The organism is Aeromonas sp. ANP5, from assembly GCF_963870295.1.
Lineage (GTDB): Bacteria > Pseudomonadota > Gammaproteobacteria > Enterobacterales > Aeromonadaceae > Aeromonas > Aeromonas veronii.
In genome coordinates this window covers 12,975-36,369 of record NZ_CAWMRY010000016.1, presented here as the reverse complement: position 1 = coordinate 36,369, position 23,395 = coordinate 12,975, and the positions used below count along the sequence as shown (strand labels likewise).

The 23,395-nt window shown below is 59.6% G+C and carries 17 protein-coding genes and 1 tRNA gene; 6 read left to right on the top strand and 12 right to left on the bottom strand.

Features of this window, described 5'->3' with window-relative positions; all coding sequences use genetic code 11:
* Window positions 1–17 precede the first annotated feature (17 nt).
* A complete protein-coding gene (locus AACT07_RS10940; RefSeq protein WP_069527702.1) occupies window positions 18–677 on the bottom strand; it encodes a DedA family protein in 660 nt (219 codons plus the stop codon).
* Window positions 678–891: 214 nt separating this feature from the next.
* Window positions 892–2,580 carry an FAD-dependent oxidoreductase gene (locus tag AACT07_RS10935; RefSeq protein WP_069527700.1) on the bottom strand — a complete coding sequence of 563 codons (1,689 nt, stop codon included), beginning with the start codon at window positions 2,578–2,580 and terminating at the stop codon, window positions 892–894.
* A 135-nt stretch (window positions 2,581–2,715) separates the two neighbouring features.
* Here AACT07_RS10935 and AACT07_RS10930 point away from each other — a divergent pair, with 135 nt between their 5' ends.
* The 3 genes from AACT07_RS10930 to AACT07_RS10920 all read left to right on the top strand — a co-directional run bounded on the left by AACT07_RS10930 (window position 2,716) and on the right by AACT07_RS10920 (window position 7,245).
* Window positions 2,716–5,652, top strand: coding sequence for a sensor domain-containing phosphodiesterase (locus tag AACT07_RS10930; RefSeq protein ID WP_069527699.1), 2,937 nt, complete (start codon window positions 2,716–2,718; stop codon window positions 5,650–5,652).
* 65 nt (window positions 5,653–5,717) lie between these two features.
* A complete protein-coding gene (gene pflA / locus AACT07_RS10925; protein ID WP_083249958.1) occupies window positions 5,718–6,515 on the top strand; it encodes a pyruvate formate lyase 1-activating protein in 798 nt (265 codons plus the stop codon).
* A gap of 88 nt (window positions 6,516–6,603) precedes the next feature.
* Entirely contained in the window at window positions 6,604–7,245 is a 642-nt protein-coding gene (locus tag AACT07_RS10920; protein WP_069527773.1) for an energy-coupling factor ABC transporter permease, read from the top strand.
* A gap of 84 nt (window positions 7,246–7,329) precedes the next feature.
* Here AACT07_RS10920 and AACT07_RS10915 read toward each other — a convergent pair whose 3' ends face one another.
* Window positions 7,330–8,622, bottom strand: coding sequence for an NAD(P)/FAD-dependent oxidoreductase (locus AACT07_RS10915; RefSeq protein WP_069527697.1), 1,293 nt, complete (start codon window positions 8,620–8,622; stop codon window positions 7,330–7,332).
* Window positions 8,623–8,696: 74 nt separating this feature from the next.
* Entirely contained in the window at window positions 8,697–9,236 is a 540-nt protein-coding gene (ycfP, locus tag AACT07_RS10910; protein WP_005334000.1) for an alpha/beta hydrolase YcfP, read from the bottom strand.
* A 505-nt stretch (window positions 9,237–9,741) separates the two neighbouring features.
* On the opposite strand from ycfP, the gene AACT07_RS10905 reads away from it, so the two are divergent.
* Window positions 9,742–11,148: a nucleobase:cation symporter-2 family protein gene (locus AACT07_RS10905; RefSeq protein WP_069527695.1), complete on the top strand. Its 1,407-nt coding sequence runs from the start codon at window positions 9,742–9,744 to the stop codon at window positions 11,146–11,148.
* Between the two features lie 63 nt (window positions 11,149–11,211).
* Here AACT07_RS10905 and AACT07_RS10900 read toward each other — a convergent pair whose 3' ends face one another.
* Together AACT07_RS10900 and AACT07_RS10895 are read right to left on the bottom strand one after the other, a co-directional pair.
* Window positions 11,212–13,008, bottom strand: a complete 1,797-nt coding sequence (locus tag AACT07_RS10900; protein WP_069527694.1) for a M3 family oligoendopeptidase — start codon at window positions 13,006–13,008, stop codon at window positions 11,212–11,214.
* Window positions 13,009–13,130: 122 nt separating this feature from the next.
* Window positions 13,131–14,051: a DUF808 domain-containing protein gene (locus tag AACT07_RS10895; protein ID WP_069527692.1), complete on the bottom strand. Its 921-nt coding sequence runs from the start codon at window positions 14,049–14,051 to the stop codon at window positions 13,131–13,133.
* Between the two features lie 251 nt (window positions 14,052–14,302).
* On the opposite strand from AACT07_RS10895, the gene AACT07_RS10890 reads away from it, so the two are divergent.
* Entirely contained in the window at window positions 14,303–14,905 is a 603-nt protein-coding gene (locus AACT07_RS10890; protein ID WP_069527690.1) for a DUF924 family protein, read from the top strand.
* Window positions 14,906–14,973: 68 nt separating this feature from the next.
* On the opposite strand, the gene AACT07_RS10885 is transcribed toward AACT07_RS10890, so the two are convergent.
* The 5 genes from AACT07_RS10885 to AACT07_RS10865 all read right to left on the bottom strand — a co-directional run bounded on the left by AACT07_RS10885 (window position 14,974) and on the right by AACT07_RS10865 (window position 20,342).
* Window positions 14,974–16,593: a methyl-accepting chemotaxis protein gene (locus tag AACT07_RS10885; protein ID WP_042083837.1), complete on the bottom strand. Its 1,620-nt coding sequence runs from the start codon at window positions 16,591–16,593 to the stop codon at window positions 14,974–14,976.
* Window positions 16,594–16,697: 104 nt separating this feature from the next.
* Window positions 16,698–17,957, bottom strand: coding sequence for a dicarboxylate/amino acid:cation symporter (locus AACT07_RS10880; protein WP_005334018.1), 1,260 nt, complete (start codon window positions 17,955–17,957; stop codon window positions 16,698–16,700).
* A 204-nt stretch (window positions 17,958–18,161) separates the two neighbouring features.
* Complete coding sequence (locus AACT07_RS10875; protein WP_041235087.1) at window positions 18,162–18,593, bottom strand: CC0125/CC1285 family lipoprotein; 432 nt, start codon at window positions 18,591–18,593, stop codon at window positions 18,162–18,164.
* Between the two features lie 216 nt (window positions 18,594–18,809).
* Window positions 18,810–18,886, bottom strand: a tRNA-Pro gene (locus AACT07_RS10870).
* 112 nt (window positions 18,887–18,998) lie between these two features.
* Complete coding sequence (locus AACT07_RS10865; RefSeq protein WP_069527689.1) at window positions 18,999–20,342, bottom strand: dihydroorotase; 1,344 nt, start codon at window positions 20,340–20,342, stop codon at window positions 18,999–19,001.
* Between the two features lie 80 nt (window positions 20,343–20,422).
* Here AACT07_RS10865 and AACT07_RS10860 point away from each other — a divergent pair, with 80 nt between their 5' ends.
* Window positions 20,423–21,298, top strand: a complete 876-nt coding sequence (locus AACT07_RS10860; protein WP_069527687.1) for a 6-pyruvoyl trahydropterin synthase family protein — start codon at window positions 20,423–20,425, stop codon at window positions 21,296–21,298.
* 71 nt (window positions 21,299–21,369) lie between these two features.
* Here the strand turns inward: AACT07_RS10860 and AACT07_RS10855 are convergent, their stop codons facing one another.
* Entirely contained in the window at window positions 21,370–23,382 is a 2,013-nt protein-coding gene (locus AACT07_RS10855) for a methyl-accepting chemotaxis protein (RefSeq protein ID WP_069527685.1), read from the bottom strand.
* Window positions 23,383–23,395: the final 13 nt, after the last annotated feature.

Genomic DNA, 23,395 nt, shown 5'->3' with positions numbered 1-23,395 from the left:
GCGGCAAGGGTTGTCATCTAGTCATGGCTGGTCTCATTTTTCGCTCCGCCTTTGAACCAGCGAAACAGGATGGCCATGACGGCCGCCAGAAACAGCACCAGCGAGGTAATCAGCAGGGCCCGGGTCAACAGTTCGCTGTGGTGGAGAAAGAAGGGGGTATTCATCGCCAGCTTGCCCACCAAACTGAGGCAGAGCGCCCACATAAAGGCACTGGCAAAGTTGGCCACGCACATGCGCAGCACGCTCAGGCGGCCAATCCCCATCAGCATGGGGGTCAGCACCCGCACGAACGGGATAAAACGGGAGGAGAACATCGCCAGAAAACCGTACTTTTTCAGCAGCCGGGTCGCCTTGGGCAGGCTGTCGGGAGGCAACATCCGTTCGATATGATCCATAAAGCGGGTGCGCTGCAGTGCCCGTCCCTGCCAGTAGGCGAGCACGGAACCTATGCCAGCAGCCAACGGCAGATAGACAAGAGTCACTTCGGGGCCAAACACCCCCATGCCCACCAACCCACCGGCCAGCAGTACCAGGCTGTCCCCCGGCAGGGGCAGGAAGACGAATGCGGACTCCAGCAGCAGTACCAGCATCAGGCAACTGATCAGCAGGGGTACCGCCTGCATCTGAACCAGGGCGTCAAAATCCTGATGCCAAATGGCCATCAGCATATCCAGCATGTCACTCTCCCTACTACACGGTTCATCATGAACGAGGCAGGGGTTATAGCACCCATCCCCTGAACAAAACGTTAATTTTGTCCGGCACAGGAAATAAAGTGTGTCGAAATATTGCTGCAATTAGGGAATGCAAGGAGGGCGAAAAGCAGAAACAAAAAGCCCCTCATCTTGCACGCACAAGGGAGAGGGGCAAACAGGCACAGAAATAAAACGGTTACTCGGCGATGGCCATCTGCCAGGTTTTGAAGCCGCCGGAGAGATTCTTCACTTTAAAGCCGTGTTGGCTCAGCAGGCGACAGGCGACATGGCCGCGCAGCCCGACCTGACAGCTGATCAGCAGCTCTTTCTCTTTGGGCAACTCATGGAGGCGACCACGCAACTCGTCGAGGGGGATATGCAGCGCCCCCGGAATCCGCCCCAGCTTGTCGAGCTCCGGGCCATTGCGCACATCCACCACCAGCTGATGGGGGTTACGAGCCTGCACCTCGGCCACGTGGCAGAGCAGGGTGTCCCCTTTCAGATGGTTGCTTGCCACAAAGCCCGCCATGTTGATCACATCCTTGGCCGATCCAAAGGGCGGCGCATAGGTAAGCTCCAGATCCTGCAGGTCAAACACGGTGAGACCGGCGCGCTGGGCCACCGCCAGCACGTCGATGCGCTTGTCGATGCCATCCTTGCCGATGGCCTGGGCACCGTAAATCTTGCCATCCGGGGCAAACAGCAGCTTGAGGCTGACCGGATGGGCACCCGGGTAGTAACCGGCGTGGCTGCCCGGATGGACATAGACCTTCTCGAACGGCAATCCCAGTTGCACCAGTCGCTTCTCGTTGAGCCCGGTGCTGGCCACCGCCAGATCGAACAGCTTGCAGATGGCGGTGCCTTGGGTCTTCTTGTAGGTTTCGCTTCGGCCCAGCATATTGTCGGCGGCGATGCGCCCCTGCCGGTTGGCCGGGCCCGCCAGCGGGATCAGCACTGATTCGCCGGTGACGAAATCTATCTCTTCCACCGCATCCCCCACCGCGTAGATAAAGGGATCCGAGGTACGCATCCCGGCATCGACCTTGATGCCGCCCCGTGGACCCAGCTCCAGCCCCGCTTTGGCGGCGAGCAGGGTTTCCGGCTTGACGCCGATGGCGAGGATCAGCAGGCCGGTCTCAAGATGGGAACCGTCATTGAGGGTCAGGCGCAGGCCACCGCTTTTGGCGGTCGGTACGGCGGAGGTCTTCTCGGCAGGCAGATCCAGACTCTCGATGGCGGTGAGGCCGGTGCGCAGGCGCAGGTCGATCCCCTCTTCCCGGATGCGGGCATGGAGCATGTTGGCCATCTCCTTGTCCACCGGTGCCATCACCTGATCGGCCAACTCCAGCAGGGTGACATCCAGCTTGCGCTGATGCAGCGCCTCCATCATCTCAAGTCCAATAAAACCGCCGCCCACCACAGTGACGTGGCGCGGCTGATCGTGATGCAGGGCCGCCAGAATGCGATCCATGTCCGGGATGTTGCGCAGGGTATAAACATGGGGGCTGTCGATACCGGGGAAGGGAGGACGGATCGGCGCCGCCCCCGGGCTCAGCAGCAGCACATCGTAATGCTCGCGCTGCTCTTCACCGGTTTGCAGGTTGCGCACCAGCAAGGTCTTGCCCGCCTTGTCGATCTCAATCACATCGTGGAAGACCCGCACATCGACGTTGAAACGGCGCTTGAAACTCTGGGGAGTCTGCAGCAGCAAGGCATCCCGGTCGGGGATATCGCCCCCGATGTGATAGGGCAAACCGCAGTTGGCGAAGCTGACAAACTCGCCCCGCTCGAACATCACGATCTCTGCCTCTTCACTCAAACGACGAGCGCGAGCCGCCGCCGATGCGCCCCCCGCGACACCACCGATAATCAGGATCCGTTTCATCTGCAAGACTCCTCATACATGATAATGGGCAATAAATTAGACTTTTCTAATTTAGAATTCAATGAAATTTTGTTTCACACCATTTTGCAGTATTCTTGCAACCCCGACGGTTGCTTAACAGGATGTTGTTTGTTCATGTCGTCTACCGCACTCAGTCATCTTCCTCCTGCCCTCCAGACGCCACTCTTTTTCCGTCTGGATCTGCGCAGTCAACGGCTGGTCGCCCTGACCGACGTGATGCAAACCCCGCTCTACTGGCTCGACGAGCCGCGTGCCCCCTGGCCTGCCCAGCTGCCCGATGCCCTGCGCCTGCCCATCGAACAACTGCTGGCCAACGGCCATGGCGGCAAGATCACCGTGCGCTTTGCCAGCCAGCTCTGGCACATCGCCCTCGCTCACGAGCAGGATGGCTTCTGGCTCATCTGTCTGCAGAACCTTCGCCAGGAGCCCATCGCCGATCTGGCATTGCAACTGCCGCGCCTCAGCCAGATGGCGAGCCAGCAACAGTATGCGCCCCTGCTCGAGGCCCTTAAAGAGAGCTTGGGGGCCGATCGGCTCATCCTCTGGCACTATCAGGCCAATGGCGATCTCGGCAGCGAGCAACTCACCCCTGTGTTCACCCTGGGGGTCGAGGCGCTCTACCCCATTCGCGGTGACAGCCGCTATATCCGCGCCCTGCGTACCCGCAAAGCGTTGAGCTTCTCGGAAGCGGCCCACCAACCGATGCTGAGCAATCACCTCTATCTGACCAGTGCCGGTGTGCGCTCACGCCTAGATAGTGCCTTGCTGGAGCAGGACAAGCTGTTCGGGGTGCTGAGTCTGGAGTATCTCGATTCCACCCCGCTTAGCGAGGAGATGTTGCAGCTGGTGCGCAGCAGCGCCCAGCTGCTCGGCCACTGGCAACCGCAACCGGAAGAGCACCGCGCCGAGCTGGCCCTCCCGCCCGAACTGCACCAGCAGACCGGCATCGACTACTGCAAGACGCTGGTAAGCTGGGCCATGAGCGCCAGCGGTGCCCGGGTGGGCTGGATCGGCGAGTTCCAGCCCCGCGGTCAGGATCTCTGGATCATCCCCCGCTGCGTCATCAACGAGGAGATCTGCTCCACCCTCAAGCCTATCCAGCTCGACCCCGGCCCCGCTCAGGAGCTGTTCCAGCACGGTCAGGCCATCTATGTGGAAGATCTGCCCGTGCGCTATCCCAAAGCGACCCGGCTGCTTGCTCTCAATGCCAGCGCCTACATCGGCATTCCGCTCCATGGCCAGAGCGGCGCCCCCATTGGCCAGATCACCCTGCTGCTCGATACCCCCCTTGAGGAGCCCGAACAGCTGCTGGATTTATTAAGCAGCCAGCACGAGCGGGCCGCCATCGAACTCAAGCGCCTCGCCACCGACGATGCCCTACGGCTGGCCGAGGTGGCCTTCAATACCCACGATGGACTGATCGTGATGGATCACAACGGCATCATCCTCAAGGTCAACCACTCCTTCAGCCGGATCACCGGATTTGGCGAGGTAGAGGTGATCGGTCACTCCATTCGCAAGCTGCGTCCCACCTACTACGGGGATCATCTCAAAGAAGATGTCAGCCGCACCGTCAACGAGCAGGAGTTCTGGCTCGGGGAAGAGCGTTGTCTGCACAAGGATGGGCACCTCTTTCCGGTGCGCTTGATGGTGAACGGCGTCAAGGATGAGCAGGGGGAGCTCAGCCACTTTATCTGCAGCTTCTACGACATCACCCAGGAAAAAGAGGCGGCCAGACATATCGAGCAGCTCGCCTACTACGACGATCTCTGCGGTCTGCACAACCGCCGCAGCCTCAACCATATTTTGCAGCAGACCCTGAGCGCCTCCAACGGCCAGTGGGGTGCCCTGCTGCTGGTGGATCTCGACAACTTCAAGTCGATCAACGACTCCCTCGGTCACGCCTGTGGCGATCTGCTGCTGCAGGCCGTGGTGCAGCGTTTCAAGGAGCTGCCCCAGGACAATCTGGTGCAGGCGCGCATCTCGGGGGATGAGTTTGCCCTGCTCTTTACCCAGCTCGGACAAGGGGAAGTCACCGCCAAAATTCTGGCAGAGCACTTCGCCCGCGAGCTGATGGGGCTGTTTCGCACCCCGTTCGACATCGGCGATCACAAACTGCACTGCAGCGCCTCGGTGGGGATCAGCCTCTTCTCCGGCAACGAGACGGATCATCTGGTCCTGATGCAACAGGCCGACACCGCAACCCACATGGCCAAGCGCGCCGGTCAGGGCCACTACGTCTTCTTTACCGAGGCGATGGCCCAGCATGAGAAGAACCGGCTGACCCTTACTAATGAACTGCGCGATGCCCTGCGTCATCACGAGCTGCAACTCCACTATCAACCGCAATACCGGGTCGACAATGGCTCGCTGTCGGGTATCGAGGCGCTGCTGCGCTGGCAGCGCAGCGACGGCACCATGGTGCCACCCGGGGAGTTTATCCCCATCGCCGAAGAGACCAGCCTGATCCTCGAGATCGGCTACTGGGTGATGAAGACCGCCTGCGCCCAATACAGCTTCTGGCTCAACCGTGGCCTGCAAATCCCCCATCTGTCGGTCAACGTCAGCGCTCGCCAGTTCCACACCCAGGGCTTCGTACAACAGGTGGAGTACATCTTGCGCGATACCGGTGTGCCCCCCTCCCGCCTGCTGCTGGAGGTGACCGAATCGGTAGTATTGGAGAATCGGCAGGAGAGTATCGCCAGAATGCGCCAGCTCAAGGAGCTCGGCATCCTCATCTCCATCGATGACTTCGGCACCGGCTACTCGTCGCTGGCCTATCTGCGGGATCTGCCCGCCGATGAGGTGAAACTGGACAGAAGCTTCATTCAGACCCTGGTACACAGCGAACAGGACAGAGCCATCGTCAAGGCGATACTCGATCTGGCCCAGGTCTTCCGTTTTACCGTCACCGCCGAAGGGGTGGAAGAGGAGGCGCAGCTGGCCATCCTCAAAGCGCTGGGATGCCAGCATTATCAAGGGTTTCTCACCAGTCGGCCGCTCACCGTCAAGGGGCTGGAGCAGCTGCTTGGCAGCCGGGCGCCGGACTAAAGGTGTAGGATCAATAGGGGTTTATGTAATAAAATAACGGCCTGCTCGAATCGTTGGAGTTGTTTATGTCTGTCATTAATCGGATCCCTGCCGTTGAAATCAGCCAGCCAGCCGGATCTCACGGCACCATTGGCCGGATCCATTCCGTCGAAACCTGCGGCACTGTCGATGGTCCGGGGATACGCTTTATCGTATTCATGCAAGGCTGCCTGATGCGCTGCAAGTACTGCCATAACCGCGATACCTGGGATACCGAAGGTGGCCGCGAAGTGACCGTACCGGAGTTGATGAGTGACATCACCAGCTATCGCCACTTCATGAATGCCTCCGGCGGTGGCGTGACAGCGTCCGGCGGTGAAGCCATGCTGCAACCGGCTTTCATTACCGAACTCTTTACTGCCTGCAAAGAGAAAGGGATCCACACCTGTCTCGACACCAACGGCTTCGTCCGTCATCTCGACGAACAGGTGGACAAGCTGCTCGAACAGACCGATCTGGTACTGCTCGATATCAAACAGATCAATGACGAGAAACACATTCCGCTGACCCACGTCAGCAACAGATACACACTGGAGTTTGCCCGCTATCTGGCGGCCAAAGGCAAGACCATGTGGATCCGCTACGTGGTGGTGCCGACCTGGAGCGACGACGACGAGAGCGCCGAAGAGCTGGGCCAGTTCATCGCCGAGCTGGGCGAGAGCGTGGAGAAGGTGGAGCTGCTCCCCTACCACGAACTGGGCAAACACAAGTGGGATGTGCTGGGCGACCCGTACGAGCTGAGCGGGATCAAGCCCCCCAGCAAGGAGACCATGGAACGGGTCAAGGGCATCCTCGGCAAGTACCACGACAACGTCAAATATTGATGGTAAAAGCAGGCTGACTCGTCAGCCTGCTCTGCTATGGGGCGGTCGGGAAAGCTGCCCGGACTCTACTGCATGAATGGACGACAAGATGAGTGAAGGACAACTCGCCGCCCTCCTGATCTGGCTGGTACTGCTGGCCTTTAGCCTGCGCCGCTCCCTGTGGCAAACCCTCCATGACAACCCCCTCTATCAGCACCTGCTGCTGGGCAGTGCCATCGCGCTGGTACCGCTCTGGTATCTAAGGGCCGGTCTTCATGAAGGGCTGGAGGTCCATTTTCTCGGGCTCACCTCCCTCACCCTGCTGCTGGGCTGGCGGCTGGCGCTGCTCGCCCCCTGCCTGACCCTGCTGGTGCTTGGTTACTTCGGCGTCACCAATCTGGCCGATTTTGGCTGGCAGGCGCTGGTTGGCATCGCCCTGCCGGTGGCCACCAGCTGGCTGCTGTTTCTGGCCAGCTGGGCCTGGCTGCCGCGCCATCTCTTTGTCTATATCTTCGTGGCAGCCTTTCTCGGCGGCGCCCTCACCATCTCGGTCAAGGTGGTAGCCAGCGCGTTGCTGATGGGGCTGAGCGACAGCTACCCCTGGCATACCATCACGGCGGATTACCTCTCCATCTGGCCGCTGCTGCTGTTCCCCGAAGCGCTACTCAACGGCATGGCGATGACGGTGCTGGCCATCTACCGCCCCCACTGGGTCAATACCTTCTTCGACCGCACCTATCTGGGCCAGTAACTCTCTCTTCCCTGATCTGCGTCCATAAAAAAGGAGAGGCCGTTGCCTCTCCTTTTGGTATTCCGAATTCTGTCAAACCTTGGCTTAGTGCAGCTTCAGGGTCGGGCGCAATACCCGGTTGATGCGACCCACCAGCATGATGAGGCCTGTCTTGACGTAGCCGTGCAGGGCGATCTGGTGCATCCGGTAGAGGGAGATGTAAACCAGACGGGCGATGTAGCCCTCGACCATCATGGATCCACGCATCAGGTTACCCATCAGGCTGCCCACGGTGGAGAAGCGGCTCAGGGACACCAGCGAACCGTGGTCGTGGTAGAGGTAGGGCTTCATCTCGCCGCCATTGATCTTGGCCAGGATGTTCTTGAACGCCTGGCTGGCCATCTGGTGGGCAGACTGGGCGCGCGGCGGCACAAACTTGCCATCCGGCTGCGGGCAGGCAGCGCAGTCACCGATAACGAAGATGTTCTCGTCACGGGTGGTCTGCAGGGTCTCTTTCACCACCAGCTGGTTGATGCGGTTGGTCTCAAGACCAGCGATATCCTTCATGAAGTCAGGTGCCTTGATACCGGCCGCCCACACCATCAGGTCAGCTTCAATCAGCTCGCCATCCTTGGTGTGCAGACCTTCGGCAGTCGCTTCGGTGATCATGGTGGCGGTACGCACGTCCACACCCAGCTTGACCAGCTCCTGATGGGCGGCGCCGCTGATGCGCTCCGGCAGAGCCGGCAGAATGCGCGGACCCGCTTCCACCAGGGTCACCTTCAGGCTGTCGGTGGTGAGGTTCTTGAAGCCGTAGGCGTAGAGCTGCTCGACCGCGTTGTAGAGCTCGGCAGAGAGCTCGACGCCGGTTGCGCCGCCGCCGACGATGGCAATCTTCACCTTGTCGCCCGGCTTATATTCGGTGGCGAACTGCAAGAAGCGGTTCATCATGCTGTTGTGGAAACGGTGCGCCTGGGAGGGGCTATCGAGGAAAATACAGTTATCCTTGATGCCCTTGGTGTTGAAGTCGTTGGAGACAGAACCGATGGCCATCACCAGATAGTCGTAGGGCAGTTCGCGCTCGTTGACCACGATGTCGCCATTGTCGTCGTGGATCGGGGCCAGCACGATGCGTTTATCGTCACGCTTGATGTCGGTCAGGGTGCCGAGCTGGAAGTCGAAACCGTGGTTCTTGGCGTGAGATTGGTAGCTCAGAGCATCGATGCCCGCGTCCATGGAGCCGGTGGCCACTTCGTGCAGCAGGGGTTTCCACAGGTGGGTGCGGTTGCGATCGACCAGAGTGATCTTGGCCTTGTTCTTCTTGCCAAGCTTGCGACCCAGACTGGTGGCCAGCTCCAGGCCACCGGCGCCGCCGCCTACAACGACAATATTCATCATGATGATTTTCCTCGGTTCCTCAAAACGAAAGGGAGCCATTGGCTCCCTAAAACGAAATCGGTCGACGTGATGGATCAGGCTTCTTTGAAGGCCTTCATCCGCTGCAGATGATGCGAGATATTTTTGAACTTATGAGTCTCGCGCTCATCCCACACGATGTCGTAATAGTTCTTCAATTCACGTTCAGTGTCCCGATTATCGCGCACTTCATCCTGAACGGAAAGGATACACAGGCAGTTTCCTGAATTTTTCTTACGAAATTCAGTTACACACTTGGTACCGATATCGTCATATTCTTCCGGCCGGTCGATCTTGCCCTGCATGTTCTCTTCCGGATGGAGGTTGGGGTTGAAGATCACCTGGCGAATGCCGCACAGAAAGCCGATCCGCTCGCTCCAGTAGCCACCAAGACCCACGCCGCAGATCAGCGGCTTGGGATCGGTACTCATATCGAGCTGTTTTTTCACTTCCTTGAGCAGATGGCTCATATCATGACGGGGGTGAACCGTGCTGTAGTGCACGAAACGCACATCATCATCAATAAACTGCAACTGCAGCACTTTCTCGTGATTGCCTGGGCTGGTGGCATCAAAGCCATGCAGATAGATGATCATGGATAAGACCTCAGGATCTGTGTCGGTTTTATCGAAACTACCCCAGCGGCGGCCCCGTGCGCCACCAAAACATCCAACTTTCTTGCTTTGGATCACGCCCCCGCCCCCGATTGCGCCCTGCGGCCCGCGAGCGCCGTCACATGCAGAGGGGCGCATTGCGAGCAACGCTCTGGTGCCTGGCTATCAAAGTGAGATCGCCAGACCAATAATGATAAACCCCTTACCAATCTGAGATGCCCTCACCTCCTTCCCCTGCCAGCAGCTGGACACTTATCTGGCCGGTATGTGACTCATCCCGCAAAAACAAGGCGTTATCGCCAAACGTTTTCTCTCGTGAGTGGCGTTGTGCATGTTTTGTGCACTGACCCGTGCTGCACAGGATCCCTCTCACTACTGCCGAGGGATCTGGCTCCTCTGTCAATACACGAGATCAATGACCGGGAAAGCTGCGGCTTTCACTATCTTGCCTGTAGCAGTTGCGCGGGCTTCAAGGAGTGATCTGTTCATGAACGAGACCAATCCCCCCTCCCCCCGACCGGGTGCGCGCAAGCGCCCGGTGGATGAAGTGGAGCGCATGCTCCCCATGGGCCAACTCTTTACCCTGGGCCTGCAACATGTGCTGGTGATGTACGCTGGCGCCGTGGCGGTGCCGCTGGTGATTGGCGGCAGTCTGGGGCTGCCCAAGGATCAAATCTCCTACCTTATCAGTTCGGATCTCTTCTGCTGCGGCATCGTCACCCTGCTGCAATGTGTCGGGATTGGCCGCTTTGCCGGGATCCGGCTGCCGGTCATCATGTCGGTCACCTTTGCCGCCGTGATGCCCATGCTGGCCATCGGAGCCAACCCGGATCTGGGGCTGACGGGCATCTTCGGCGCCACCATCGCCGCCGGTATCATCTCGACCCTGCTGGTGCCGCTGATAGGTCGGCTGATGCCGCTCTTCCCCACCGTAGTGACCGGGGTGGTTATCACCTCCATCGGGATCAGCATCATGCAGGTGGGGATCGACTGGATGGCGGGGGGCAAGGGTAATCCGGAATATGGCAGCCTGCGCTATATCGGCACCAGCTTTCTGGTGCTCGTCTTTATCCTGCTGGTGACCCGCTTCACCAAGGGCTTTTTCAGCAATATCTCGGTGCTGCTCGGGATCATCTTCGGTTTCGTGGTGGCCATCGCCATGGGCGAAGTGAGCCTCGATGGCCTCGGCGAGGCAGCCTGGTTTGCCCCCATAGTGCCCTTCGCCTTCGGCTGGCCCACCTTCGATCCCATCTCCATCGCCACCCTGACGGTGATCATGCTCATCACCTTTATCGAATCCATGGGGATGTTTCTGGCCCTTGGCGACATCGTCGGCCATCCGGCCAGGCGCGGTGATATCGTACGCGGGCTGCGGGTGGATGGCATCGGCACCATTATTGGTGGGATATTCAACAGCTTCCCCCACACCTCGTTCTCCCAGAATATCGGTCTGGTGAGCGTGACCGGGGTATCGAGTCGCTGGGTCTGCGTGATGTCGGGGGGGATACTGCTCGCCTTTGGCCTCATCCCCAAGATGTCGGTGCTGGTCGCCTCCATCCCGCCCTTCGTACTGGGGGGCGCTGGCATCGTGATGTTCGGCATGGTACTGGCCACCGGGATCCGCATCTTGGCGCGCACCGATTACAACAGCAACCGTCACAACCTCTATATCGTCGCCATCAGTCTCGGAATTGGCATGATCCCGACGGTCTCCGGGAATTTTTTCCAACAGCTTCCGGCGCAGCTACAACCGCTTTTTCATAGCGGTATCCTGCTGGCCACCATCAGCTCGGTGCTGCTCAACCTCTTCTTCAACGGCTATCAGCCTGATCTGACTCACCAGACCCGTCCTCTATTCGTTGGTCCCATCAAACCGCAACAAAAGCAGGCATAACAAACAGGCCCCCGGACAGCGAGACTGTCCGGGGGCCTGTTGTTCATATCACCGCTGATCCAATCAGGCAGGCAATTGCTCGAAGCGTTCTATCGCCTGCGCTACTTGTGCCAGACTCCCCTGCCAGAAGGCGGCCTCACGGATATCCTGCCCCAGATGCTTGGCTACCAGATCTTCGGCGCTCATCCGGCCGGTATCGCGCAACAAGGCGTGATACGCCTCGGCCACACCCTCTTCCCCCGCCGCCTTGCGGCTCATCAACTGCTGATAGACCCCGAGGCTGAACAGATAACCGAACAGATAGGGGTAGTTGTAAAAGCCCAGCCCCGCGATGGAGAAGTGCGCCTTGGCCGCCCAGAACATGGGGTGATAGCGGGTCAGGCTCCCCTCATACCAGCGTCCCCACGCCTCGTCAGTCAACGCCTTGAGCCGCTCTGCCGACACATAACCCTGCGCCCGCTCGGCCACCAAGGCCTGCTCGAAATCGAAGCGAGCCGGGATATTGACCAGGAAGGTGGCCGCGCCGTCGGCCTCGGCCCAGATGATCGCCAGCTGCTCTTCCGGGCTTTGCGCCTGCTCGAACAGGGCGCTGCGCACCAGGGTTTCGGCGAAGATGGAGGCGGTCTCCGCCAGCGTCATGGGGTAGCTGCGCTGACTCATCGGCAGATCGCGGATCACCCAGTTGTGCCAGGCGTGACCCAGCTCATGGGCCAGGGTAATGACGTTATCCATGGTGCCGGCATAGGTAACAAAGACCCGCGGTTCGACCGGTTCGGCAAACTTGGTGCAGTAGGCGCCGGTGCGGCGATTTGGCGTGGGCGCCGCATCAATCCACCCCTTCTCGGCCATCATGCGGGCAAATGCACCCATCTCGGGATCGAATCGGCTAAAGGCATCGGCAATCAGCGCGATCGCCTCATCAAAAGGAATGTCGCGGCTGCTGGAAGCAGGCGGCGGCGCAAAGAGATCCTCCGGCCCCAGATCGTCGAGACCAAGGCGCTCGGCCATAAGCTCCAGCGCCCGCTGACCCAACCCACGGGCTCGCCAGGTTTCGCTCATCAGGGCATCGAGGGTGGCGCGCTCGATATGGCTCTGGTGGCAGGAGAGATCCAGCGCATCGAGCAACCGGGTGTTGCCACGCTGACGGGCCAGCTCCAGCCGCCAGCCGTTGATGGCATTGAGGATAGCGGCGACCGTCTCCTGCTCCCCTTCCCAACCGGCGCTGATGGCATCAAAGGCTTCTAAACGCAGCGCACGTATCGGGCTGGAGAGCAGATTGCTCGCCTCGGCCAGCCCCATCTCGCGGCCATCAATGGTTAACCGGATCTTGCCCACCAGATCGTTATAGAGGTTGCCCCAGGCGTGCAGACCATCGGTGCCCAGACCAATCACCAGCTGCTCCGCCGCCACCGGCAAGCGCTGATCCTGCAAACGACGCTCATGGCCCAAGCGGTACGCCTCCTCGCCGAGCAGCGGATCACTCATCAGCGCGGCAAATTCATCTTCCGGCAGCGCCAGCATCAGATCTTCCACCGGCGCCAGGGTCTTGAACAGATCGGCGTTGAGGGCGCGGGCACGGGACGCCAGCTGTTTGGCCTGCGGATCCCGCGCATCCTGACTGCCGCGGCACGCGGCCAGAATGGCGACGTTCCAGCCGATATGGCGAATATCACGGGCGCGCAGCCGCACTTCCCGCAAAAAATCCTGCAGCGCAGCGTCATCGCCGCGCACCCCGTCCAGACCTGCCATATAGCTGGCCAGCTCTTCCAGCGCGTGGCGGGCTGCACGCATGTCCGCTTCAAGCTCGGTGCTGTCGAGGCCCGGGTAGATATGGTCGTTATTCCACTGTTGTTGATACATAACTTCTCGCAAAGGCCTTTATCGGGAGGCGCAACAGACCTGCGGGCAGCAAGTCAGAGACCGAGCGTCCCGAAGGCCAAAAAATGAAGAGAGGAAAAAGAGAACATGGCCCGCAAGCTCGCTTATCCCTTGGCCGGGGCAAGACGGCTCACCAGCGTCATCACGGCAACCAGCAGCAGACCCGCCACCACACCGGCCACGGCGTTGAGCAGGGTCGGCGTCACCGCCGCCAGTACGGCCCCTACTGTGGGCAGGGTGGCGACAACAGCGGCTGCGCCTTCAATCAGGTGATGGGCAAAAGGCCAGCCATGCACCAGAATACCACCGCCCACCATAAACATGGCGATGGTGCCGACCAGTGCCAGCAGGTGCATCAGACGAGGAGCCGTCACCAACAGTCCCTTCCCCACCGCGCGGCGCAGGGCGCTGCCATCGGGCTTTTGCAGCAGATGCAGACCGATGTCATCGAGCTTGACGATCAGCCCCACCAACCCGTAGACCCCGATGGTCATCAGCAGGGCGATGCCTGCCACTACCGAGAGCTGCAGCGCGAGGCTTGCACCCTGTACCGTGCCAAGGGCGATGACGATGATCTCGGCAGAGAGAATAAAATCGGTGCGGATCGCTCCCTTTACCTTCTGCTGCTCGAAGGCCACCAGATCATCAGGAATGGGGGCTGTATGTGCCTCACCCTCGCTCACTTCATGAGGCAGGAACTTGTGGGCCAGCTTCTCGGCCCCCTCAAAGCAGAGGTAAGCACCTCCCAGCATCAAGAGTGGCGTGATAAGCCAGGGCACCAGGGCACTGATGGCGATGGCTGCGGGCACCAGAATCAGCTTGTTGCGAAATGAGCCCTTGGCCACCGCCCAAACCACCGGCAGTTCCCGCTCGGCACGCACTCCGGAAACCTGCTCCGCGTTGAGGGCCAGATCGTCCCCCAACACCCCGGCGGTCTTCTTCGCCGCCATCTTGGTCATCAGCGCCACGTCATCGAGCACGCTGGCGATATCATCGAGCAGGGCCAACAAACTGGTTCCGGCCATATCAGAGATTCCTTATATCAGTGAGAACAACACCGCGAGAGAGGTGTACGTCCCGATAACCACCAGGGTCAACAGGACCACCTCATGGCGATCGCAGGCCATCATCGGCCGAGCCAAAAATCCGGCGCTCGCCATCGGGGGGTTACGTCTTGCGGGCAAAAGATGGCACAGTGTAACGAGAAGCCGCCGTTTCGGCAGCACCCCTGAGCCATTTGTTCCTGGTTCCCTCTGAATCACCTCAAGGAGTTCCCATGCAACCCTGGCAACCTCTGCTCGATTTCTGGTTTGGCTACGAAGCCGATGATGTCCTGCGGGCCACACGGCAAGCCCCCCTCTGGTGGGGAAAAAGCAGCGAAACGGATGCCCTGCTGGCCAAGCAATTTGGCGAGCTGGCACAGGCCGCAGCCGAGGGCAGCCTCGCCCACTGGGCCGATGCTCCCAGCGGTCGGCTGGCGCTGATCCTGCTGCTCGACCAGCTGCCGCGCAATATCCATCGCGGCACGCCTGCGGCCTTTGCCCAGGATCCGCTGGCCAGGGATCTCTGCCTGAAAGGGCTATCCATCGGGGCGGACAAATCCCTCTCACCACTGGAGCTGGTCTTCTTCTATCTGCCACTGGAGCATGCCGAATCCCGCGAACAACAGGCCAGAAGTGTGGCGCTGTTCGAGGCACTCGCTGCCGAGCAGGCTGGCACACCGGCGCAGGCAACCTTCGCGGGCTTTGCCGACTTTGCCCGTCGTCATCAGGTGATCATCGAACGCTTTGGCCGCTTCCCCCACCGCAACGACATTCTGGGTCGCAACAGCACACCGGAAGAGGCGGCATTTTTGCAGCAACCGGGCTCAGGCTTCTAAGCAAGCCATATAAAAAAATCCCCGCCAGCTGGCTGGCGGGGATAGCGGATGGATAACAACCGTCGGCGTTACTGAATGCGATAGCGGGATATCTGCTGGTGGATGCTCTCGGTGGTGACATTGAGCTCCTCGGCCGCAGCCGAGGTCTCCTCCGCTGTGCTGCTGGTCTGCTGCACGACCTGAGCTATCTGCTCTACCTGATGGGCGATCGACTCGGCGGCCGAACTCTGCTCGCGGATGGCATTGGTGATCTCGCCCACCTGCTCCATCACCCGGTGCGACGCACTGCGGATTTCGGCAATAATGGCGCCACTCTCGGTCGCCATGGTGACCCCCTGGCTCACCTTCTCCTCCACAAGATGCATGCGGGAGACCGTATTGTTCGACTCCTGCTGGATCGCCTCTACGGTGGCGGAGATCTCCTGGGTTGATTGCGCCGTCCGCTCCGCCAGTTTGCGCACCTCATCCGCTACTACCGCAAAACCACGGCCTGACTCCCCGGCCCTCGCCGCTTCAATGGCCGCGTTCAAGGCCAGCAAGTTGGTCTGCCCCGCCACATCACGGATCACGTTGACCACACCGCCAATGCGCGAAATGCCCTCACCCAGCGCAATGACCTCGGCCGAGGCCTGCCGGATCGAGTCGGCGATCTCGTTGATGGCATGGACGGTGCGCTCGATGGTCCGGCCTCCCTCGGTCGCCAGCTGCCCCGACTCGTTGGTGATGCGGCTCGTCTCCTGAGTACGCTGGGAGATATCTGTGATGCTGACCGTCATCTCTTCCACACCGGCGGCTATCAGACTGGTGGCATCATTGGCCTGATTAGCCGAGCTGGCCAGGTGCTGCGCTGCCTGAGAGAGGGATTCGGCAGTGCTCTTGATCTGCAAGCTGCCGACGGAAAATTCGGTAAATGTCTGTTGCAGCGTATCGAGCAGCCGGTTGACCGCATTGAGGGTCAGACCAATCTCATCCTGCTGTTTCACATCTGCTCTCAGGGTAAAGTTGAGGTCGCGCTGGATCCGGGTCAGGGTATCCATGGCGGTGCGAAGGGGATTGGCCACCTGATTGAACAACCAGACAAACAGCCCCATCGTCAGTACAGTGGCACCACCGGCGATAAACAACAGGGTTTGCAGGCTGTTGTCATAATTCTCCTGGCCCTGCTTCTTGAGCGCCAGTCCCAAATCCATATTGAAGTTGACATGAAGCTCGATTGCCTTGGCAAACTGCTGGAACACTCTGGTGGCTTCTCCTGCCAACATGTCTCGCGCTTCATCGTTCTTGTTTTGTCTGGAGAGCTGCAGAACCTTGTCTATCTCCTGATAATATTGCGCGATAATGCGCTGATCATCGTCGGTCAGGCGTCGGTCTTCGTCATTGGAGAGCATCTCTGCTTTATATTTCTCCAGTTGCGAATTGATCTGTTTGCGATGCTCGGCAATATCCGCTTCTATCTGCTGCATCTTGTCATTGTCGGTGTTGAGGATATGGCTTTGAACCCGGGAGTGCAGCTCATAAAACGCAGCCTGCACCTCCTTGATCAGCGCAATACTGGGCACCGTATTGTCCGTCACATAGCTCAAGTCTCGATTGCCAGCCCCAAGGCGGTTGATACTGAACCAGCTGAGGAAAACAAGCGCCAGCATAACCAGCAGCGCTATCAGTTGAAGCCGACGAGCAATGTTCATAACCGTACACTCCAGATGAAAACTATCTAGCAGTGTAGACGAGCCATAAACAACAACGGCCCGCATTGGCGGGCCGTTGTTGTTTATTTTTCATGGCGTTGTGATCAGGCTTTGGCTGGCTCACTCTCGCCCAGCGCGACGGTTTCACCCAGACTGTCTTCGGTCTTGGCAACCACGCTGGCGGCGATGGCGTTGCCCAGCACGTTGGTGGCAGAGCGGCCCATGTCGAGGAAGTGATCGATCCCCAGCAGCAGCAGGATGCCCGCTTCCGGAATATGGAACTGGTTCAGGGTGGCGGCAATCACCACCAGAGAGGCGCGCGGTACCCCGGCCATCCCCTTGGAGGTGACCATCAGCAGCAGCAGCATGGTGATCTGCTGGGCCATGGAGAGCTCGATGCCATACGCCTGGGCAATGAACATCACCGCGAAGGTACAGTACATCATGGAGCCGTCGAGGTTGAAGGAGTACCCCATCGGCAGCACGAAGCTGGCAATGCGCTTGTCACAACCGAACTTCTCCAGACGATCCAGGGTCTTCGGATAGGCCGCTTCGGAGCTGGCGGTCGAGAAGGCGAGCAGGATGGGTTCGCGGATCATCGCCAGCAGCTTGATGACACGGCCACGCAGGAAGACGCTGCCCATGGCGATCAGCAGCAGCCAGAGGCAGGCCAGCGCGATGTAGAACTGGGCCATAAAGCTGCCGTAGGTAACCAGAATACCCAGCCCCTCTTTGGCCACCATGGCGGCGATGGCGCCAAACACCGCGAATGGCGCAAAGTTCATCACATAACCGGTCACTTTCAGCATGATCTCGGCGGCGCTGGCCATCAGCACCACTACCGGCTTGGCCAGATCGCCGAGCGCGGCGGCAGCCAGACCGAAGAAGAGGGAGAAGACCACGATCTGCAGGATCTCGTTGGTGGCCATCGCCTCGACCACGCTCTTGGGGATGGCGTGGGTCACAAAATCTTTCAGGGTAATAGCACCGGCAGCAATGCCCGAGCTGGCGGTGTCATTGGGCAGGGAGAGCGAGAGACCCACACCCGGCTGCATCAGGGTCACCATCACCAGACCCAGGCTCAGGGACATCAGGGAGGCAAGCATGAACCAGCCGAGGGTCTTGGCACCGATACGCCCCACGGTGCGGGTGTCACCCATCTTGGCGATACCGACCACCAGGGTAGTGAAGACCAGGGGAGCGATGATCATCTTGATCAGGCGCAGGAAGATATCGGTCAGGATCGTGATGTTATTGGCGAAATCCGCAGCCTGATCTGCGGCAAACATCCGATAGCCCTGGCCGGTGAGGATGCCAAACATCATGGAGATGAGGATGGCGACCGTCAGTTTATTCATTTTCATGGGGGAGTCCCGGTTTTGATTGGTGCAAGCCGTAAACAGTGGCGTGGGAGCCACTACAGTCCGTTTTTGTGATCCGAGCCGTTGATTCCTGGCGGCTGGTATGCTGGGAGAATGCCTAAAAGCAGGGGGTAAATCTAGAGGCTTTATCCAGAATTTTATCCTGCCATTAGGTGTATGTGATATAGATCTTGCAAACCACCAATATTAATCACTGTTTATTTTGATTTCGGCGAGATATTTCGCATTCAGAGTTCGCTCATCGAGTGCCCGTGGCAACAGGCGAAAAGTGAGCAGCGCCGAGATGGTATGCTGCACCTGCATCTGGGCCATAAAGAGATCCGGTTCATCTTCGTCAAAGCCGAAGATCGGCCGTGATGGGGTCACCCTGACGGCATCGCGGTTAATGGTCAGCTCATCGACCTTGAGCCAGGAGTAACCCTCTGCCAGTGCCAGCTCCCCTGCCCGCTTGAGCACATATTTGCGGGCGGTCTCCCTGTCCACCAAATCGTTGCCGACAAACTCCAGTTGCCACTTGTCCGGGCCAAGCCGGGTCTGGGAAAAACCGGTCTGGCCGTTCCAGAATGACTTTTCACTCTCGTAAGGGGTGGCGCAGCCCACCAGCAGCAGGGTGAGCATCAGCAGACAACAGGGTTTAGATACGGATGCAGACACGAGAAACCTCGCCAGGCAAATGAGCAACAGAGTTGTTACTACACCATATAGCGCGGTGGCTGCACAATCTGCTCACGCCAGCAGCGACCAGCATGCATCACCACTGGCTTCGCGCCTGTGCGGCAAATCGCAGGCAAAAGAAAAGGCCTTGTCGTTTGACAAGGCCTTTACCGGGGAATTTGGTCGGTGTGAGAGGATTCGAACCTCCGACCCTCTACACCCCATGCAGATGCGCTACCTGGCTGCGCTACACACCGACGGAGTCAGCTCGGCTGACGGGGGCAGAGTTTATGGAGATGACCCTGCCCTGTCAACAGGGAAACGCCGCCAATTCCTCGGCCACGGTGCGTTCGCCTGCTTTGCGAACAATCAGCGGTTAAAGGTCAGCCGCTTGCCCAGGTTCTGGTCTGTCACCTGCCCGTTTTGCCAGGCGATCTGGCCATTCACCAGCGTCATCTCCACCGTGCTGTGGAAGCGGTAGCCGTTGAAGGGCGACCAGCCACAGTGATAGAGGATGTTGTCATCGTTGACCACATAGGGCTTGCCCAGATCCAGTAACACCAGATCGGCGAAGTAGCCCTCGCGGATATAACCGCGATCCTGCACCTGGAAGCGCTCGGCTACCGCGTGGGAGGTCTTCTTGACGATAGTCTCCAGGGTGAATACGCCGTTATGGTAGAGCTCCAGCAGCGCCTGCAGAGAGTGCTGCACCAGCGGCACGCCAGACGGCGCCTTGAAGTAGCTGTTCTGCTTCTCTTCCCAGGTGTGGGGCGCGTGGTCGGTGGCGATGATGTCGAGCACATCGTTGCGTACCGCATCCAGCAGTGCCTGCTGGTCGGCGGCACTCTTCACCGCAGGGTTGCACTTGATCAGGCTGCCTTGGGTCTCGTAATCGGCTTCATTGAAGAAGAGGTGGTGAACGCACACCTCGGCGGTGATGTTCTTGTCCTTCAGCTCGCTCAGGTCGTGGCTGGCGGTAAAGAGCGACAGCTCCTTGGCCGAGGTCAGATGCAGCACATGCAGCTTGGCACCGTATTTTTTCGCCAGCGCCACCGCCATGCTGGAGGATTTGTAGCACGCCTCGTCACTGCGAATGCGGCCGTGCTCGCCCATCGGCACATTCTCGCCCCACTTGGCCCGCGCCGCCTCTTCCGCCTTGGCGATGGTCGGGGTGTCTTCGCAGTGGGTCACGATCATCACCGGACTTTCGCGGAAGATGGCCGCCAGGGTCTCCTGATTGTCCACCAGCATGTTGCCGGTCGAGGAGCCCATAAACACCTTGACCCCGCAGGACTGCTTGGGGTCGAGACGCTTGATCTCTGCAAGGTTGTCGTTGGTGGCGCCGAGATAGAAGCTGTAGTTGGCGACGGAGGAGTTGGCGGCGATCTGGTATTTGGCTTCGAGGGCGTCGAGGGTGGTGGTCTGGGGATTGACGTTGGGCATTTCCATGAAACTGGTGGTGCCACCGGCGACGGCGGCGCGGGATTCGCTGGCGATAGTCCCCTTGTGGGTCAATCCCGGCTCCCGGAAGTGGACCTGATCATCGATCATTCCGGGGATGAGATGGCGACCTGCGGCATCGATCACCAGCGCATCGGGCGCCTCGATATCCGGGGCGATGCGGGCAATCCGTTCCCCCTCGATCAACACATCGGAGGCATAGATGCGGCCTTCGTTGACCAGGGTGGCATTCTTGATAAGCAGTTTGTTCATGGGGGGTTCCAGTTCCTTTGCCGATAATCGCGGGTCATAATAGCGCAAAACTGCCCTTTCTCTGTAGCAAGGCCTGACTGATGAAGTTATTTGTAAGAGATTTGACCGTGATCGACTCCAGCTACCTGTGCGAACGCCGCGGCATGGTGGGCGAGAGCTGGCTGGTAGATATCGAAATGAGCGGTGAGCTCAACGAAATGAGCATGCTGCTGGACTTTGGCCGGGTAAAGAAGCTGATCAAGTCGATCATCGATGAAGAGGTGGACCACAAGCTGCTGGTGCCGACCGAGTGCCCACTGATCCACATCGAGACACTGGATGGTGACGAAAGCACAGTGGATCTGCTGCGCCCGGGTCGCTCCATCCATCTGCGCTGCCCATCCCAGGGCTTTGCCTTTATCCCGGCCCCGCAAGTTGATAAAGAGTCGGTGACCCGCTACCTGCTGGCGGTACTGGCCAAACGGCTGCCGGGCAATATCAAGGATCTCTCCCTGACCCTGCGTCAGGAGGCGATCACCGGCGCCTTCTACCACTACAGCCACGGCCTGAAAAAGCACGATGGCAACTGCCAGCGCATCGCCCACGGCCACCGCTCTCCCATCGAGATCCACGTCGATGGCGAGCGCGACCAGGAGCTTGAGCTCAACTGGGCCGAACGCTGGGGCGATATCTATCTCGGCACCGAGGAGGACAAGGTGGCGCTGACCGAGCTCGCTTTGAGCCCCCGTGCCAATGCCCAGCTTGGTGCGCATCACTGCGGCTTCAAATATGTGGCGCCGCAAGGGCTGTTCCAGCTGGCCATCCCCAGCGCCGAGGTGGAGATGATCGACACTGACACCACGGTTGAGCTGCTGGCCTGCTACATCGCCCGCGAAGTGAAGAAGATGGTGGGCGACAAGTTCGTCAAGATTGTCGCCTATGAAGGGGTCGGCAAGGGCGCGATTGCCTACGCCTGATCCCCTTGACGCAGCCGCAATAAAGAGAAGGCCCCGCATCTGCGGGGCCTTGTTGTTTCAACTCTCGACCATCAGGCACTGAGGCGGAAACGCTTGACCAGGCTCTCTTGCTGCTCGGCAAGGGAGTCCAGCTGCTGGCTGGTCTCGGCTACCCGCTCAATCCCCTGATAGTTGAGATCCGAGATATCGGAGATGCGGTTGAGGTTGGTGGCGATATCGGCGCTGGTGGCCTGCTGCTGCTCGGCGGCAGAGGCGATCTGGCTCGACATGTCGCTGATCAGCACCACAATCCCCTGCACCTCCTCCATGGCGTTGTTGGCGTGAGAGCTCTGATCCACGCAGCTGTCCATCTCGCGGGAGCACTCCTGCATCACGGTCACCGCCTTGGCAACTCCCTGCTGCAGGTTTTCGATCATGGTCTGGATTTCGCTGGTGGACTGGGCGGTGCGGCCCGCCAGACTGCGCACCTCATCCGCCACAACCGCAAATCCGCGCCCCTGCTCGCCGGCCCGCGCCGCTTCGATGGCGGCGTTGAGGGCCAGCAGGTTGGTCTGCTCGGCAATGCCGCGAATGACATCGAGGATATTGCCGATCTGGCTGCTCATGGCGCTCACATCACCAATCACCTTGCCGGTCTGTTGCAGCTTGCCCGCCAGTTGATGAGTGGTGGTGATATTGCCTGCCATCACCTTGCGCCCCATCTCGGAGGCCTTCTCCACATCCTGCACCCGCTCCAGAGTCTGGTTGGCAGCCTGCGCCACCTCGCGCACCGAGGCCTCCATCTGGGTCATGGCGGCGGCGACCGAGGCGGTCTCCTGCCGCTGTTTCTCCAGATCCGCCCGCACCGATTCGGTGGTGTGGCGGTTGCCGTGGGCGGCATCGTTAAGCTGGGCCGACGCTTGTGAAAGCTGCGCCAGCACCTCCCCCATCTGGGCAATCAGCAGGTTGATCTGGCTGCCCAGCTGACCGAATTCGTTCTTGCTCTGAAAACCGATGCGCTGGGTCATATCGCCCTGGGTTACTTCGGTCAGCACCCGCAGCAACTCCCTGAGCGGACGGCGAATGGCCTTGCCCAGGGTATAAGCCACCAGCATGGCGATCAGGATGGCGACTACGATGCTGGTTCCCTGTGTCAGGGTGCTCTGGCTCTGTGTGGCTTTGGCGTGCTGAATGCTTTGACTCATCAGCTGCTGACTCTGGCCGGTGATCCGCTCAAGCCGGTTCTGGATCTCGACGATGAGCGCGCTCGCCTGCTTGCTCTTCTCCCGCATCTGTTCCTGCTGCTTCATCAGCGCCAGATACTGGGAGAGCACGCCTTCGCTTGCGGTGGTATCGCGCACAAAGCCGTGAACATAGTGGCCCATGTCGTTCTCGAAGTTTTTCAGCTCCCCCTGCAGATCCTTGATGGTGCTGTTGAACCCCTCGATCTGCATCTTGTTGCGCTTGAGCGCCCCTTCGATGGGAGCTGGAATGGTCTGGTTGAGGGCGTCCATGGTGGAGAGTTCGATGGCGGAGAGCTTGGTGGTCAGGGTCTCGGAGAGCATCTTGATAAAGCTGTCGTCGATGGTGACCATCATGTCACCCAGACTCTTCTTGAACTGGGGCAGACTGACCTGAAACTGCCCCTTGGCCAGATTGACCTTGTGCAGTCGGGTGAGCAGCGCCTCGTGTTCGCCGGGCAGGGTATCGGTCAGTTGCAGGTAGCTGTCGACCTGCAGGCTGAGGCTGCTCATCTCCCCTTGCAGTTCGGGATGGTGGGCCACCTGCTGGCGCAAGACATCAAGGCTCTTGCCCACCGCAGCCTTGGCCTGTTTCAGTTCTGCCACTTCGGCCGGCAGCTGTTTGGGATCCTGCTCGGTGAGCACATCCCCCAGCCACTTGTTGGCGCTGAGCAGGGTGATCTGGGTCTGACTACTGGAAATCACCAGCGGCATAGACTGCTGGGTAACCTGCTCCAGTGCATTCCCCAGGGTCTCCTGACTACGAAATGTGAGCAGTGAACTGGCCACCATCACGGCCACCAGGATCGCGAAGCCAAGGTAGACTCGCTGCAAGATGGAGAGATCCGACATTGTTTGTTTCATTATTGTCCCGCTG

Excerpts from the sequence above, each read along its gene's own strand:
- AACT07_RS10940 (WP_069527702.1), bottom strand. The coding sequence starts at position 677 with ATGCTGGATATGCTGATGGCCATTTGGCATCAGGATTTTGACGCCCTG.
- AACT07_RS10935 (WP_069527700.1), bottom strand. The coding sequence starts at position 2,580 with ATGAAACGGATCCTGATTATCGGTGGTGTCGCGGGGGGCGCATCGGCG.
- AACT07_RS10930 (WP_069527699.1), top strand. The coding sequence starts at position 2,716 with ATGTCGTCTACCGCACTCAGTCATCTTCCTCCTGCCCTCCAGACGCCA.
- pflA (WP_083249958.1), top strand. The coding sequence starts at position 5,718 with ATGTCTGTCATTAATCGGATCCCTGCCGTTGAAATCAGCCAGCCAGCC.
- AACT07_RS10920 (WP_069527773.1), top strand. The coding sequence starts at position 6,604 with ATGAGTGAAGGACAACTCGCCGCCCTCCTGATCTGGCTGGTACTGCTG.
- AACT07_RS10915 (WP_069527697.1), bottom strand. The coding sequence starts at position 8,622 with ATGATGAATATTGTCGTTGTAGGCGGCGGCGCCGGTGGCCTGGAGCTG.
- ycfP (WP_005334000.1), bottom strand. The coding sequence starts at position 9,236 with ATGATCATCTATCTGCATGGCTTTGATGCCACCAGCCCAGGCAATCAC.
- AACT07_RS10905 (WP_069527695.1), top strand. The coding sequence starts at position 9,742 with ATGAACGAGACCAATCCCCCCTCCCCCCGACCGGGTGCGCGCAAGCGC.
- AACT07_RS10900 (WP_069527694.1), bottom strand. The coding sequence starts at position 13,008 with ATGTATCAACAACAGTGGAATAACGACCATATCTACCCGGGCCTCGAC.
- AACT07_RS10895 (WP_069527692.1), bottom strand. The coding sequence starts at position 14,051 with ATGGCCGGAACCAGTTTGTTGGCCCTGCTCGATGATATCGCCAGCGTG.
- AACT07_RS10890 (WP_069527690.1), top strand. The coding sequence starts at position 14,303 with ATGCAACCCTGGCAACCTCTGCTCGATTTCTGGTTTGGCTACGAAGCC.
- AACT07_RS10885 (WP_042083837.1), bottom strand. The coding sequence starts at position 16,593 with ATGAACATTGCTCGTCGGCTTCAACTGATAGCGCTGCTGGTTATGCTG.
- AACT07_RS10880 (WP_005334018.1), bottom strand. The coding sequence starts at position 17,957 with ATGAAAATGAATAAACTGACGGTCGCCATCCTCATCTCCATGATGTTT.
- AACT07_RS10875 (WP_041235087.1), bottom strand. The coding sequence starts at position 18,593 with ATGCTCACCCTGCTGCTGGTGGGCTGCGCCACCCCTTACGAGAGTGAA.
- AACT07_RS10865 (WP_069527689.1), bottom strand. The coding sequence starts at position 20,342 with ATGAACAAACTGCTTATCAAGAATGCCACCCTGGTCAACGAAGGCCGC.
- AACT07_RS10860 (WP_069527687.1), top strand. The coding sequence starts at position 20,423 with ATGAAGTTATTTGTAAGAGATTTGACCGTGATCGACTCCAGCTACCTG.
- AACT07_RS10855 (WP_069527685.1), bottom strand. The coding sequence starts at position 23,382 with ATGAAACAAACAATGTCGGATCTCTCCATCTTGCAGCGAGTCTACCTT.